General features: G+C 68.9%; 14 protein-coding genes and 1 pseudogene. 4 read left to right on the top strand and 11 right to left on the bottom strand.

Translation table 11 applies throughout. The annotated features are described in order from the left end of the window. Positions 1 to 58: 58 nt before the first annotated feature. Positions 59 to 484 carry a DUF3592 domain-containing protein gene (locus AB0B45_RS39300; protein WP_358141764.1) on the top strand — a complete coding sequence of 142 codons (426 nt, stop codon included), beginning with the start codon at positions 59 to 61 and terminating at the stop codon, positions 482 to 484. Between the two features lie 96 nt (positions 485 to 580). On the opposite strand, the gene AB0B45_RS39295 is transcribed toward AB0B45_RS39300, so the two are convergent. The 7 genes from AB0B45_RS39295 to AB0B45_RS39265 are packed head-to-tail and all read right to left on the bottom strand — an operon-like array spanning position 581 to position 7,705. Continuing rightward, complete coding sequence (locus AB0B45_RS39295) at positions 581 to 1,585, bottom strand: aldo/keto reductase (RefSeq protein WP_358141761.1); 1,005 nt, start codon at positions 1,583 to 1,585, stop codon at positions 581 to 583. Continuing rightward, positions 1,582 to 2,730 (bottom strand): N-methyl-L-tryptophan oxidase, encoded by a 1,149-nt coding sequence (solA, locus tag AB0B45_RS39290; protein WP_358141758.1) that lies wholly within the window; start codon positions 2,728 to 2,730, stop codon positions 1,582 to 1,584. The genes AB0B45_RS39295 and solA overlap by 4 nt, the downstream gene beginning before the upstream one ends. A 20-nt stretch (positions 2,731 to 2,750) precedes the next feature. Next, a complete protein-coding gene (locus tag AB0B45_RS39285) occupies positions 2,751 to 3,512 on the bottom strand; it encodes an amino acid ABC transporter ATP-binding protein (RefSeq protein ID WP_358141755.1) in 762 nt (253 codons plus the stop codon). Beyond that, positions 3,512 to 4,444 (bottom strand): amino acid ABC transporter permease, encoded by a 933-nt coding sequence (locus AB0B45_RS39280; protein ID WP_358141752.1) that lies wholly within the window; start codon positions 4,442 to 4,444, stop codon positions 3,512 to 3,514. Before AB0B45_RS39280 ends, AB0B45_RS39285 begins: the two co-directional genes overlap by 1 nt. A 2-nt stretch (positions 4,445 to 4,446) precedes the next feature. Next, positions 4,447 to 5,418: an ABC transporter substrate-binding protein gene (locus AB0B45_RS39275; protein WP_358141749.1), complete on the bottom strand. Its 972-nt coding sequence runs from the start codon at positions 5,416 to 5,418 to the stop codon at positions 4,447 to 4,449. Between the two features lie 26 nt (positions 5,419 to 5,444). After that, positions 5,445 to 6,413: a hypothetical protein gene (locus AB0B45_RS39270; RefSeq protein WP_358141746.1), complete on the bottom strand. Its 969-nt coding sequence runs from the start codon at positions 6,411 to 6,413 to the stop codon at positions 5,445 to 5,447. After that, entirely contained in the window at positions 6,410 to 7,705 is a 1,296-nt protein-coding gene (locus AB0B45_RS39265; RefSeq protein ID WP_358141743.1) for a lyase family protein, read from the bottom strand. The genes AB0B45_RS39270 and AB0B45_RS39265 overlap by 4 nt, the downstream gene beginning before the upstream one ends. A 178-nt stretch (positions 7,706 to 7,883) precedes the next feature. On the opposite strand from AB0B45_RS39265, the gene AB0B45_RS39260 reads away from it, so the two are divergent. Next, positions 7,884 to 9,017 carry an aminotransferase class I/II-fold pyridoxal phosphate-dependent enzyme gene (locus AB0B45_RS39260; RefSeq protein ID WP_358141740.1) on the top strand — a complete coding sequence of 378 codons (1,134 nt, stop codon included), beginning with the start codon at positions 7,884 to 7,886 and terminating at the stop codon, positions 9,015 to 9,017. 5 nt (positions 9,018 to 9,022) lie between these two features. Beyond that, positions 9,023 to 9,400: an ACT domain-containing protein gene (locus AB0B45_RS39255; protein ID WP_358141738.1), complete on the top strand. Its 378-nt coding sequence runs from the start codon at positions 9,023 to 9,025 to the stop codon at positions 9,398 to 9,400. Positions 9,401 to 9,409: 9 nt separating this feature from the next. Here the strand turns inward: AB0B45_RS39255 and AB0B45_RS39250 are convergent, their stop codons facing one another. Further along, positions 9,410 to 10,165 carry a GntR family transcriptional regulator gene (locus tag AB0B45_RS39250; protein WP_358141735.1) on the bottom strand — a complete coding sequence of 252 codons (756 nt, stop codon included), beginning with the start codon at positions 10,163 to 10,165 and terminating at the stop codon, positions 9,410 to 9,412. A gap of 910 nt (positions 10,166 to 11,075) precedes the next feature. On the opposite strand from AB0B45_RS39250, the gene AB0B45_RS39245 reads away from it, so the two are divergent. Beyond that, complete coding sequence (locus tag AB0B45_RS39245; RefSeq protein WP_358141733.1) at positions 11,076 to 11,831, top strand: hypothetical protein; 756 nt, start codon at positions 11,076 to 11,078, stop codon at positions 11,829 to 11,831. 102 nt (positions 11,832 to 11,933) lie between these two features. Here AB0B45_RS39245 and AB0B45_RS39240 read toward each other — a convergent pair whose 3' ends face one another. From AB0B45_RS39240 to AB0B45_RS39230, 3 genes and pseudogenes are all read right to left on the bottom strand, one after another. Beyond that, a complete protein-coding gene (locus AB0B45_RS39240) occupies positions 11,934 to 12,083 on the bottom strand; it encodes a TetR/AcrR family transcriptional regulator (protein WP_358141730.1) in 150 nt (49 codons plus the stop codon). Positions 12,084 to 12,149: 66 nt separating this feature from the next. Next, positions 12,150 to 12,290 (bottom strand): annotated as a pseudogene (locus AB0B45_RS39235) (recombinase family protein); the annotation flags it as partial. A gap of 27 nt (positions 12,291 to 12,317) precedes the next feature. Beyond that, positions 12,318 to 12,815 (bottom strand): hypothetical protein, encoded by a 498-nt coding sequence (locus AB0B45_RS39230; RefSeq protein ID WP_358141728.1) that lies wholly within the window; start codon positions 12,813 to 12,815, stop codon positions 12,318 to 12,320. Between the last annotated feature and the right edge of the window lie 364 nt (positions 12,816 to 13,179).

The following is a 13,179-nucleotide window of genomic DNA, read 5'->3' as shown; positions in this document are numbered from 1 at the left end:
GATAATCCATGCCTTGCATGCGGGCAGGTGAGTCTACGATCCGGCTGAGGGGTGACCCATGAGCTACATCGAGACGATCGTCGCGTTAGTCGGTCTGCTGGGTCTCACACTGGTCGTCGCCGGACTTCGCCGGACGATCAGGGACCAGCGGCTCCTGCGGCACGGGGTGCGGGTCCCCGCGAAGGTGATCGGCAGGCGTCCGCGCACGCAGGCCGGCGGCGGGCAGCGCTGGCTGACGTCGTTGCGCTTCACGACACTCGACGGCAGGGAGATCACCGCCGACTCGCGGGTCACCTATCCGCGTCCCTCCCACGAGCTCGGCGCGCGGGTGGAAGTGATCTACGATCCGGCCCACCCGCGAGAGGTCAGGATCGACGACGGCGCGCGCGGCTGGTTTCAGGCGCTGGTGGGACCGCTGCTGATCGGCGCGGGCGCGCTGTACGCCGTCGGCGCCGTGGTCGCGATTCTCGCGATCCACTCCTGATCATCCCTGCTGCAGCAGATTGGCCGTGCGCAGCTGCCGTGGACCCCGCGTCAGGAGACGGGACGCGGGGCCTGGTCACTGCGTCACCGGGGTGGACTACCAGGCGTAGGCCTCGGGGGCCGGGCCGCCGGGACCGGGGAAGATGTCGTCGAGCAGCGCCAGCCGCTCCTCGTCCAGCTCGATCTCCAGCGCGCGAAGCGCCGTTGTCAGCTGCTCCGCCGTACGCGCTCCCACGATCGGCGCCGTCACCCCCGGCTGGTGCAACAGCCACGCCAACCCGACCGTGGCCGGATGCTCGCCGAAGTCGTCGCACGCCTGCTCGTAGCGCTCCACCCGCGCCCTGTCGCCGCGCAGCGCCGCCGCCGCGCGGCCCTCCTTGCCGCGTTCGACCTCCCGCTTGCGCAGGATGCCGCTGAGCAGGCCGCCGTGCAGCGGGCTGTACGGCAGGAAGCCGATCCCCATGTCGCGGCAGGCGGGCAGCACCTCCAGCTCGACCGCCCGCTGCATCAGGCTGTAGATGCTCTGCTCCACCGTGAAACCGAACTCGCCGAGCCGCTCGGCCACCGCCTGCCCGCGCGCGATGTGCCAGGCCGCGTGGTTGCTCGTGCCGAAGTACAGGACCTTGCCCTGCTGCCGCAGCTGGGACAGCGCGCCCCAGATCTCCTCCCACGGCGTGGACCTGTCGACGTGGTGCAGCATGTAGACGTCGAGGTGGTCGGTGCGCAGGCGGCGGAGCGAGTCCTCGCAGGCTCGCCTGATGCGCCTGGCCGACAGCCTGATGTCGTTCACGCCGGGCCCCATCGCGCCGTACACCTTGGTGGTCAGCACGATCTGGTCGCGGCGCGAGGGCGTCTTCGTCAGCCAGGTGCCGATGATCTCCTCGGTCCTGCCCTTCTCCGGTTCGAGCCCGTACACCTGCTTGTTGGCGTCGGCGCCGTAGACGTCGGCGGTGTCGACGAGGTTGATGCCGCTGTCCACGGCCGCGTCGAGGATGCGGTGCGAGGTCTCCTCGTCGGTCAGCGGGCCGAAGTTCATGGTGCCGAGGGCCAGCCTGCTGACCTGGAGGCCCGAGCGTCCGAGGTTGGTGTATCGCATGGTCATCGGCCGTCCTCGAACCGGCTGGGGGAGAAGGCCGCGAGGTCGAACTCGGACGCGCCGTCGAGCGCGAGCTGGGCGCAGGCCAGGCCGACGGCGGCCGAGTGCTTGAACCCGTGCCCGGAGAAGCCGCCGGCGAAGACCACCCTTCCGCCGGCCCCGACGGGGCCGATGACGAAGTCGCCGTCGGGGCTCTTGGAGTTCATGCAGGCGGTGGCCTTCGCGGTGTGCGGGTCGAGCCCGGGGAAGGCCATGCGGCAGAAGTCCTCGACGGGCGCCAGGTCCTCGGGGGAGGGGTCGTGCCAGTTGTCCTCGGGCCGGTCCAGCCACCGCTTGCTCGTGCCGCTGACGCCGACCTTGACTCCCTGGCCGTCGACGTCGGGGATGCCCCATCCGTGCAGGCCGCGGCTCTCACGGACGAAGGTGGGGAAGCGCTCGGGTCCGTACGCGGTCCTGTCGCCCCGCGGCGTGAACCACGACAGGCACGAGCGCTGCGTGCGCAGCGGCAGTGACACCTCAGGCAGCAGGTCGAGGGTCCAGGCGCCGGAGGCGAGCACCACCTTGTCGGCGACGAACCGCTCCTCGCCCACCGTGACCTCCACGTGCCGGTCCTCCACCCGCAGCGCCGAGACGGGGACGCCGGTGCGGATGTGCGCGCCCGCCCGGTTGGCGGCCGCCACCGCGGCGGTGACGCACGCCTCGGGCCGCAGCGCTCCGGCTCCCGGTTCGTAGACGGCCACGTCGTCGTCGAAGACGGCGTGCTGCGGGTAGCGGCGGCGCAGGTCGTCGGCCTCCAGCCACTCGTAGGCGACCTCGCCCGCGGTGGCGCTGGCCAGCGCGTCCTGGATGAGCGGGCCGTCCTCGGGGCCGATGACCAGCCCGCCCGACGGGGTGAACAGCGCCTCGCCGCTGTCGCGTTCGAGGGCCTTGATCAGGTCGAGGGAGCGGCGGGCCAGGGGCACGTACTCCTTGCCCTCGAAGAGGATCTGCCGGTAGATGCGCGACCCGCCGTGCGAGGACCCTCGCGCGTGGCCGACGGTGAACTGCTCGATGCCGATGACCGAGGCGCCCAGCGCGGCGGCCTGCCATGCGGCCATCGACCCCATGGCGCCCAGCCCGATCACGACGACGTCGGCGTGGAAAGCTTTCATGGATGTGTTGCTCCCGGGTGTTACAGCACTTTGGACAGGAATGCTTGGGTGCGCTGGTGCCGTGGACGGGCAAGGACCTCGCGCGGATCGCCCGACTCGACGATCACGCCGTCGTCCATGAAGACCAGCGTGTCGCCGGCCTCACGGGCGAAGGCCATCTCGTGCGTCACGACGATCATGGTCATGCCGTCGCTGGCCAGTCCTCGCATCACGTCGAGGACCTCGCCGACCAGCTCGGGGTCGAGCGCGGAGGTGGGCTCGTCGAAGAGCATCAGCCTGGGCCGCATCGCCAGCGCTCTGGCGATGGCGACGCGCTGCTGCTGGCCGCCCGACAGCCTGTTGGGGTAGCTGTGCAGCTTCTCGCCGAGCCCCACCCTGCGCAGCAGCTCCTCGGCGTGGGCGGTGGCGGCGGCCTTGGACTCCTTCTTGACCAGGCAGGGCCCGAGGATGACGTTCTCCAGCGCGGTGTAGTGGGGGAACAGGTTGAAGCTCTGGAAGACCATGCCGATACGCGCGCGCTGCCCGCACACCTCCTTGTCGTTGAGCTCGTGCAGCGCCTCGCCGCTCTGCCGGTAGCCGATCAGCTCGCCGTCCACCCAGAGCCTGCCTCTGTTGATCGTCTCCAGGTGGTTCACGCAGCGCAGGAACGTGCTCTTGCCCGACCCCGAGGGGCCGACCAGGCACATGACCTGGCCCTCCTCCAGCGACAGGTCGATGCCTTTGAGCACGTGGTTGCGCCCGTAGTGCTTGTGCACCCCCTCGGCACGGACCAGAACGGACATCAGCGCTCCTCCTTGACGTGGGCGCGGCGGGAGGTGAGGTTGCGCCGCAGGCGGACGCCGTACGGCTCGCCCGGGTCGCGGTCGGGTGAGAAGTGCCTCTCGATCCGCGTCTGCACGGCGGTCAGGATCGAGGTCGCCAGCAGGTACCAGATGCTGGCCACCAGCAGCAGGGGGATGGTCTGGAAGTTGCGCCCGTAGATGATCTGGACGCTGTAGAGCAGTTCGGGGATGGCCAGCACGCTGATCAGCGAGCTGGTCTTGAGCATCGCGATGGCGTTGTTGCCGGTGGGCGGGATGATCACGCGCATCGCCTGGGGAAGCACGATCTTGCGCATCGTCATGCTCTTGGACATCCCGAGCGAGCTGGCCGCCTCCAGCTGACCCTTCGGGACGGACACGATGCCCGCCCTGACGATCTCGGCCATGTAGGCGCCCTCATTGAGCGCGAGCCCTAGCACGCCCGCGATGAACGGGGTGATGAGCGTGTTGGCGTCGAGCGTGGCGAAGGTCGGCCCGAACGGCACGCCGAGCTCGATCGTCGGGTACAGCGCGCTCAGGTTGAACCAGAAGATCAGCTGGACCAGGAGCGGCGTGCCGCGGAAGAACCAGATGTAGCCCCCCGCGGTCCACGCCAGCACCCTGTTGGACGAGCCGCGCATGACCGCGAACAGCACACCGAGCGCGATGCCGATCACCATGGCGATCGCGGTGAACTCCAGCGTGAGCAGCAGTCCGTTGAGCACGCTGCCGTCGAGCAGGTACCTGGCCACGATCTCCCAGCGGTAGCGGGGATTGGTGACCATGGACGTCAGCAGCAGGGCGAGCAGGATCAGGACGAGCGCGGTGGCGACCCACCGCCACGGGCGCCTGACCGGTATCGCCTTGATGTCGGCGTCGGACCGCAGGCCCTGCCGGGCGGTGCCGGTCGCCATGGCTAGGCACACCCTTCCTTGATCGGCTGCGGGAAGATCTCGTCACCGTCCTGGACCTGGCCGGGGTCGGTGAAGATCTCCGACTTCTCGATCGCGCCGTCCACGACGCCCCACTTGCCGGCGATGCGGGTGTAGTGCCCTTCCTGCAGCAGCTTGGTCATCGCCGCCTGGAGCACGCCGTTCAGCGCCGCGTTACGCTTGGGAACGGCGATGCCCGACAGGCTGTGGGGTGTGCGATAGGTGCCGGTGACGCACAGCGCGCCCTCGGACTGCTTGGCCGCCCACTCCACGGCGGGTTTGTCGGCGGTCACCACGTCGGCGCGGCCACTGGACAGGGTGAGCACGGCCTGGTTCTGGTCGGGGATGCGGATGATCTGGACCGGTTGCCTGCCCGCGCCCTTGCAGTAGGCGTCGGCCTTCTCCAGCCGCTCCACCTGCGTCGTGCCGCTCTGGACGCCGACGCGCAGGCCGCAGATGGTGTCCTTGAAGTCGTTGACCTTGACGCCGCTGCCCTTCTTCACCAGGAAGCCGCCGCCGCTGAGGTAGTTGGAGACGAAGCCGACCACGCCCAGGCGGTCCTTCTCGATGCCGAATCCGGCGATCCCGATGTCGTACCTGCCGGCCTCAAGGCCGGGGATGATGTTGTCGAAGGAGGTGTTCTTCCACTCCACCTTCAGCCCGAGAACCTGTCCGAGGGCGTCACCCGTGTCGATGTCGAAGCCGACCAGGGTCTTGTTGTCCTCGGCGAAGAACTCCAGCGGGGCGTAGGGCGCGTTCGTGCCGATGACGAGCGTGCCGCGGGTGCGGATCTCCTGGGGTACGGCCGCCGCCAGCTTCTCGTCCTTGGCGATCGCGGCGGCGGACGCGGCGGCGGACGGAGCGGCCGAGGGCGCCGCGGCGGGCGCCGCACCGGTGCCGCAGGCGGTCAGCGGGAGCAGAGTGACGAGGGCGACGACGAAGATGCGGTTGTTCATGGTGTCACCAACTTGCTGTGCGAGGTTCAGGGGCTTGACGTGCTCGCCGCGGGCGGACGCCGGATGGCGGAAGCTCCGCCGGTCAGTCTCAGCGCGCTCGCCGTACGACACTCAAGGTCGCCCCCGACCAGGGCCAGCTCCGCGGCGCGGATGTCCGACGCCTGTCCGGCGGTCGGCACCTCCTCGCCGAAGCTGTCCCTTCCGGTCTGCGCGTAGTAGAGAATGTGGGCTCTGTCTTCGGAAAAGGGCTGGACGTACGGCTGTCGCGGCACGTCACCCGGTACGGCCAGGCCGCCCCTCGGCTCCCACTCGCGCATGTCGTCCGAGCGGTAGACGGCCGGCCCCGAGCGGCTCTCGGCGAGCATCCACGCGAAGCCGCCCAGCGTGAACACCGCGGGTCCCTCGTGCCAGTCGGCGAGGGCCCGCCCCTCGACCTTCCATTCGTCGAGGTCGGGGCTGACGGCCAGCCAGATGGAGCCGCCGCGCGCCTCGTCCTTGAACCACAGGCCGAAGCCGCCCTCGGGCAGCGGGTGGACGTAGGGGTCGACGGCGTGGTCGGTGCCGAGGTCGAGGCGCGAGCCGTGCGTCCACTTCCACAGATCGGCGCTGGTCAGATGGTGCACCTCTCGACGCCATGGGCTCGGCCTGCCGTGGGTGTCCCACGCGGGGTCGTCGGGCACGCCCCTGATGAAGGTGACGAACAGGTGGTAGACGCCGTCGTGGCAGAGCACGTCAGGGCCCCAGAAGGTGTTGAGCCCCGGCTCGACCGGCAGGTCGAGGGTGCCTCGGTAGAGCCAGCTCCCGCCGCCGTCGGCCGAGCTGGCCACGGCGACCTGGCTGCCGTGGCAGCGGCCGATCCTGGCCGGGCCGCCGATCTTGGTGTTGGCCCTGCGGTGCACGAACAGGCACCACCACGTGGCCTCCTCCCTGTTCCAGACGAGCACGGGATCCGTGGCGCCGTCGTGGATCGGGTCGGTGATGAGCGCGCGGGTCATGTCCTGCCTTCTGCTGGTTCGAGGGGAAAGTGGGTGACCGCGTAGGTGTGGCCGTGCTCGACCGCCGACTCCACCGCCTCCTGCAGGGAGCCGCGCAGGTTGGCGCGCACCGCGTCCTCGTTCCACGCCAGTCCGTCGACGCACCGGGTGGCGAACAGGACGGCGACGCGGTCCAGGCGCCGCAGGCCGCGCAGCAGCTCGGCGGTGACCACCGGCCCCATGGGGGTGACCTCCAGCTCGCCCGCCGAGCACGCCAGGTGGACGATGTGGGCACCGCCTTCGAGCTGGAAGGACACCTGCATGACCAGCTCGGGGATCACCGGGTTCACCTTGCCCGGCATGATCGACGACCCGGCCTGCACGGGCGGCAGCCGTATCTCGCCGAAGCCGCCGATCGGGCCCGAGGCCAGGATGCGCAGGTCGCTCGCGATGCGGGCGAGCACCCGTCCGGCCCTGGCCATGGCGTCCGCGACCGAGGCGAGGCCCTCCAGCGAGGAGATCCCCTCCGACAGGTTGGCCGATGGCTCCAGGTCGAGTCCCGTCAACTCGGCCAGCCGCCGCAGCGCCGGCTCCCTGTAGCCGGGAGGGGCGCCGAGGCCCGTGCCGATCGCCGTCGCGCCGAGCGGCACCATGCGCAGCTCGTCGGCGGCCGACTCCAGGACCCTGGCGGCCGACAGCACCGAGGTGGCCTGCCCTTCGTGCACGAGGGCGGCCGGCACAGGCACGGCGTCCTGCAGGCACGTACGGCCGAGCCGATCCAGTGACCGATACTGCCTGCCCTTCCTCTCCAGCGACTCGGCCAGCAGCCGCAGAGACCGTACCGTGGCGCGCGCCGTCGTCAGGACCGCGATGTTGAGAGCCGTCGGCATCACGTCGTTGGTCGACTGGGACCTGTTGACGTGGTCGTGCGGGTCGACCTTGACGGCCTCTTCGAGCAGGGCGGTGGCCCGGCCGGCGAGGACCTCGTTCATGTTCATGTTGGTCGAGGTGCCGCCGCCGCCCTGCACCACGTCGAGCGGGAAGTGCTCGTGCAGGCGGCCTTCCGCCACCTCGTGGGCCGCGGTCATGACGGCCTGTCCGATCTCGGCGGGAAGCACGCCGAGCTTCACGTTCGTCCACGCGGCGGCGCTCTTGACCAGCGCCAGGGCGGTCAACAGGGCGGGGAACTGGCGCAGCGACTCGCCGCCGAGGCGGAAGTTCTCGCTGGCCCTCGCCGTATGGATGCCGAACAGGTCGCTCGAAGACAGCGTGATCTCGCCGAGGAGGTCATGTTCGACACGGATCTGATCCATAGCATCACCCCTCACATGAAAGGTTGCCTGGTAGGTTGACAGCCAGACTCCATGTGCTGAGATGCCGTGTCAAGCCCTGAATTCACCAAGAATTCCCGCACTAAGCCCACCCTTGACAGGGTTCTGGGCATCAGGCAACCTGCCAGGCAACCTGACCTGTTGTCCTTAGGGAGTGTCCGTGACCTTCCAGAAGTTCGAGCTCGAGAACTGGCAGTCGGACTACGAGCAGACCGTGCGCTTCAACCTCGCCGACTCGACCGTGGACCCCGTCACCGTCGCCGACCTCATCGAGGGTGGGAAGGACGTGGAGCGGATCATGTCCGTGCCGCTGTACTACCCGGAGGTCAACGGCGAGCGCGGCCTGCGCGGCCTCATCGCCGGCCTCTACGACGGCATCGGCTCCGACGACGTGCTGGTCACCGTCGGCGCGTCCGAGGCCAACGCCGCGATCGTCGACGCGCTCTGCGAACCGGGAGACCGCGTGGTGGTGATGGAGCCCGGCTACCGCCAGGTGTGGGGGCTGGCGCTCAACCGCGGCTGCGACGTCGCCGCGTTCGAGCTCGACGCCGAGCGGGGCTGGGCGCCCGACCTGGAGCAGCTCAGGCGGGTCGCCACGCCGGGCACCAGGATCATCTACGTGTGCAACCCCAACAACCCGACCGGCTACATCCTCACCGAGGAGGAGATGGCCGAGATCGTCCGGATCGCCGAGGACTGCGGCGCGTGGATCGTCGCCGACGAGGTCTACAGGGGCAGCGAGCGTCTCACCGAGCGGGAGACGCCCTCGTTCGTCGGCATGACCGACCGGGTCATCGGCGTGGGGAGCCTGTCGAAGTCCTACGGCCTGTCGGGTCTGCGCATCGGGTGGGCGGTGTGCACGCATCCCGAGCTCGCCGACCTGTGGCGACGCCACGAGTACGTCGCGATTGCCACGGGCCGCCTGGACAACCACCTGGCCGAGTGCGCCCTGCGCGCCTCCACGAGGGAGCGGCTGTTCGACCGCAACCGCACGTGCGTGCGCAGGGGCTACGAGTTGTTCTCCTCATGGATGCAGCGGCAGGACGGCAGGCTCACCGCACTCGCGCCGATGGCCTCGGCGCTGGCGTTCGTGCGCTACGACAGCGACCTGCCCTCCGTCGAGGTCGGTGACCTGTTCAGGCGGAAGGCGAGCGTTCTGGTCGCGCCCGGCGTGTTCTTCGGACGCGAGGGGTGGTTCAGGATCAACATCGGAATGGACACCGGCTACCTGTCCCAGGCGCTCGACGCCCTGTCGCCCGTCGTGGCCGAACTTCCCAACGCTCTTCAGAGGTGATGGACGTGGAGCTCCGCCTTCTTTCCCATGGGTACTCCGTCTGCAGGCTGCCGGCCGGATCCGCCGCGCCCCAGCCGCCGCCCGCGGCCGAGCTGTACGGCGTGACCGTCACGGCCGAGGAGGTCTCGGTCGTGTGCGCCGCGGGCGAGGAGCCGCAGGGCGCCAGGGTGGAGAGCGGATGGAGCGCCCTGCGGGTGGCGGGCGAGCTGGACTTCTCGCTCGTCGGCATCCTGTCCTCGCTGACCGCGCCGCTGGCCGAGGCGGGCGTCTCGGTGTTCGCGCTGTCCACGTTCGACACCGACTACCTGCTGGTGAGGACGGCCGACCTGCGGCGGGCGTCGAAGGCGCTGGAGGCGCGGGGCCACGTGATCAGCGAGGGCTGACCCCGTGGGTCACGCGGTCTCGGCGCCGATGATCTCGTCGCGGTAGCGGAGGAGGCCCTGGCGCCACACCTGTGCCGCCTCCTCCGCCCTGCCCGCCCTGATGTGCTTGATCACCATGCGGGCCTCCTCCATGTGGCCGCCGCGAGCGCTCGGCTCGACCAGGGCGCGGCGGCGCAGCTCCGTCCAGAGCGGCCCGCCCACGTGGCGTAGCGCCTCCTCCAGCGACTGCTCGAGGATGGGGTTGCGGGCGGCGCGGGCGATGGCCCTGTGGAGGGGCAGGTCGCTGCCGTAGTCGCCGGTCTCGGCGAACGCCGCCTCCATCTTGGCGAGCGTCGCCTCCAGCATGTCCATGTCCTCCGGGTAGCGCTTCTCGGCGGCCAGCGCGGCGAGCGCGGGCTCGATCGCCAGCCGCGCCTCGAAGACCTGTGGAGGAAGCACCTCCACCCCCCAGGTGGCGACGGCGGCGGCCGAGCCCGTCACGACGGTGCCCCTGCCCTTGTGCGACTTGGCGAGCCCCGCCAGCTCGAGGGCGGCCAGCGCCTCCCTTATCGTCGGCCTGCTGACGTCGAAGTTCTGCGCGAGCTCGCGCTCGGAGGGGAGCTTGTCGCCCGGCTTGAGGTGCTCGTCGCGGATGGCCGCCACGAGCTGGTCGGCGACCTGGACCGCCGCGCTCTTCTTGACCACAGGGATCATCGAGAACCCCGAGCCGCCCGTCGTCATCGCCCGCAACTCCCCATTCGCATGGCCATCGTCGTCGATGGTCATCGTAGCAAGCGGCTAGGCAACCTGGCACGTTCTGCGGGCACCAGTACAAGCCTGTGGCCGACCGGATGTCGCTCCGGCTGTTGGGCGCGGTGAGAATGGTCAGTGGTCGCGCGGAATCGATGTCAGCGGGCTTTGTGCTTCCGGCTGATCGCGGCACGTGGATACCCCCTCGATCTGCGCGGGGTGTCCCAACCGACCTGGGACGCTGGTCGTGTGATCTACAGTTTCCCCGTCGGCAGCCTCAGCTGTGTGGTGATCAGCGATGGTCAACCGAAGCCGCCCTGGGAACCGCCATTGGCTGAGTTCTTCACGCCCGAATCCGGCGTGCCGAGCGAAGAGCTGTGCGCCGCGACACACGGTAGATCGTCACTCGCGCTCGGCTACAACTGCTTGTGCGTGCAAACCCCTGATGGCCTGGCCCTGCTCGACACTGGCCTGGGCAAGCGGTTCTTCGGCTACGGATCACAGATCGAGCCCTTGGTCGAGTGTGCTGACCGATGGTCTGACCACGGCCGGGTACGGCGCGTCCGACGTGGCCGCTGTTGTATTCACCCACCTCCACCAAGACCACTCCCGAGGCGCTACGTGGCCGGGTGAGTCGGTCTTCTCGCCCCCGGTGAAGGGCACCTCGTACAGACTCAGGCAACGGGGTTGAGGAATAGCGGTACAGCCGTTAGCGGTGAGAATGACCTTGGTGTTGGGTGGACGTCAGCGCGTACGACGGCGGGCGGCAGGGTCGGCTTCGGCGGTGACGCGCGCCCCTCGGTAGCCAGGCCGGTGGCGGCATCCGAGGAGCCGAGTCCTTATTGTGCCGAAATGAACTTTCCATGCATGATGGCGCCTTATGCGAACATTGGGGATTCTGGGGAGGGCTGGGGCGGCCGGGGCGATCGTTGGTGCGGTTGAAAGCGTGCTGTACGTCACCGCCGAAGGCATCGCCATCCTCCATGCCTTCGCCGCCTTGCTCTTCCCGCTCCCACTCGGCCTCATTTTGACCAGTGTGTTCCGGGTTCAACGGGCGCCTTGGGTAGCTCTCCTGGGGACCGGCGCCTTCGCCGCTCTCATCCCCGCGATGATCGCTCTTGCCCCGGGCCCCTCGATCACCAGCTTGCCACGGGCGCTCTTCGGGCTACCGATCCTGGTCGCAGGGGTCGTCGCCTATGTGATCGCCGGCTATGTGGTCACTCGCGTCAGGTGGCGGTGGCCCGTGCTGTGCGCAGCCCTCGGCGTGGGCGTGTTCGTCACGATGGTGCTGCAGAGTCGCACGTGGATCGTCAACTGGCATGAGGAGCGCGCTCTCGCAGCCGTTGACATCCCGCTGCTCGGCCTCCAGGGTCAGGCGCCCGTGTGGGTCGAGATCGAGCACGACCCCAACGACACCTTTGTCTTTCTCGACTTCAACTCCAGCGCAGTCGCCCTCCACCCGGTTTCGGTGGGCAACCCGCAGGCGGCGTGCGAAAAGCCGTACCCGGGCGAGCCGCCGTACCCTTGCCGGCAGCTGACTTCGGGGCAGTGGATCCGCGAGCACGGGCTGGGCGGTGTTGTCTTGTTCGGCGTTCGGCATGGCGTACTCGTCGAGATCAACAGCCCATCACAGGAACAGGCGGTGACCACCCTCGGCAGCCTCGCGCCGACAACCGCAGCGGCACTGGCGTGGTCACGCTGACCTGTGGGTTCCGCGCATCCACTGGCATCTAACCCCCGCGCCCAACACCTTCTGCACCCAGCCCTCAGCGTTCGCGAGATCGCTATCTGCGCCGGTGGAGGTTCAGGACGGAGGTTGAGGCGCGGGCAGGGCCGCGCTCTGTCCGGCGGCGCGGAGCTCCTGGAGGTCGGGGATGTGGTTGTAGAGGGTGCCGACTGAGACGCCGAGGAGCTTGGCGATCGAGGTGATGGAGTAGCGGGGTTTGGGCAGCATGTCGCGAGCGGCGCGCAGGATCTTCTCATCGACGACGGTGGGGCGCCCGCCGGTACGTCCGCGGGCGCGGGCGGCGGTCAGGCCCTCGTTGGTGCCGATGATGATGAGTTCGCGGATGAATTCGGCGAGTGCGGCGAAGACGTGGAAGACCAGGCGTCCGCCGGGGGTGGTGGTGTCGATCCGTTCGTGCAGGGAGGTGAACCCGATCTCGCGGCGGCATCGCCTACCGGGACGTCACGTGCTCTCATGCGCTAAGTCGATCAAGCTGTATCCCAGCCCGCTGTCGTAGTCCAAGGCGACCTGCAACGTGTGCCTGACGCCGTCCTCACGCTCAAGAGTGATGAGGACAGCGTCCTCGGCCACGCTGATCCTGTACAGGCCGAACCGTGCGGAAGGCACCACCGCCAGCTGGTAATCGGTCCAGGCATCGCGATAGGCGAGGACGTCTTCTAGCAGGTAGGCGAAGCGAAGCGCGGGCGAGTCGGCTGGAGGTGCATGGGAAGAGGTGGCGCCTTCCGCAGGGTTGGTGAGTAGCGTCCTGGCCATCTGCGCCGGGGTGATGTCGTAGTCCAGCGCGAGTTCGTCGGCCGAGGTGACGATGACCACATCGTGGTCCCTCAAGGTGATGCTGCGCAAGGGAATGGTGTCGCTCGCGCGGTCGCGAACGAGGGCTGCCAGTGCGGCCAGCAACGGGATTGCGCGGATCGTGCGCTCCTGTACGGGCGTGTTCATCGTCACAGTACAGTCTGCGCCTCACGCGAGGCGACCACCTCAACGATCCCGAGGGCACCTTCGCTGAGCCGCCATGGTGGCGCCGGCCACGCCTTCAAGATGAGCAGTATCTCCAGGACCTGCTGTACGGCAGTGGTAGTGACATCGAAGACGACCTGTGGGATCCATCACCACCGGACTTCTCATGGATCGACGAACCGCCTCCTTCGGATGGGCGCAGCGCGTAGACCTCACTGACATCTTGTCCGCGCGGCCCACTGACATTCCAGGGCTCTGGCTCACTTTTGATGATCTCAGTGACAGAGCGTGGCTCCGTCAGATGTAGCGGAGGACTCGAGCCCGGAGGAGGTCGAAGTTGGCCCGG

Source organism: Nonomuraea sp. NPDC049152, assembly GCF_040648355.1.
Lineage (GTDB): Bacteria > Actinomycetota > Actinomycetes > Streptosporangiales > Streptosporangiaceae > Nonomuraea.
The sequence above is the reverse complement of the archived record's forward strand: the minus strand, read 5'-3'. Positions and strand labels throughout refer to the sequence as shown.

What these genes read in the sequence shown, in the direction of transcription:
- AB0B45_RS39300 (WP_358141764.1), top strand. Translation starts at nt 59, where the DNA reads ATGAGCTACATCGAGACGATCGTCGCGTTAGTCGGTCTGCTGGGTCTC.
- AB0B45_RS39295 (WP_358141761.1), bottom strand. Translation starts at nt 1,585, where the DNA reads ATGACCATGCGATACACCAACCTCGGACGCTCGGGCCTCCAGGTCAGC.
- solA (WP_358141758.1), bottom strand. Translation starts at nt 2,730, where the DNA reads ATGAAAGCTTTCCACGCCGACGTCGTCGTGATCGGGCTGGGCGCCATG.
- AB0B45_RS39285 (WP_358141755.1), bottom strand. Translation starts at nt 3,512, where the DNA reads ATGTCCGTTCTGGTCCGTGCCGAGGGGGTGCACAAGCACTACGGGCGC.
- AB0B45_RS39280 (WP_358141752.1), bottom strand. Translation starts at nt 4,444, where the DNA reads ATGGCGACCGGCACCGCCCGGCAGGGCCTGCGGTCCGACGCCGACATC.
- AB0B45_RS39275 (WP_358141749.1), bottom strand. Translation starts at nt 5,418, where the DNA reads ATGAACAACCGCATCTTCGTCGTCGCCCTCGTCACTCTGCTCCCGCTG.
- AB0B45_RS39270 (WP_358141746.1), bottom strand. Translation starts at nt 6,413, where the DNA reads ATGACCCGCGCGCTCATCACCGACCCGATCCACGACGGCGCCACGGAT.
- AB0B45_RS39265 (WP_358141743.1), bottom strand. Translation starts at nt 7,705, where the DNA reads ATGGATCAGATCCGTGTCGAACATGACCTCCTCGGCGAGATCACGCTG.
- AB0B45_RS39250 (WP_358141735.1), bottom strand. Translation starts at nt 10,165, where the DNA reads ATGACCATCGACGACGATGGCCATGCGAATGGGGAGTTGCGGGCGATG.
- AB0B45_RS39240 (WP_358141730.1), bottom strand. Translation starts at nt 12,083, where the DNA reads ATGCTGCCCAAACCCCGCTACTCCATCACCTCGATCGCCAAGCTCCTC.
- AB0B45_RS39230 (WP_358141728.1), bottom strand. Translation starts at nt 12,815, where the DNA reads ATGAACACGCCCGTACAGGAGCGCACGATCCGCGCAATCCCGTTGCTG.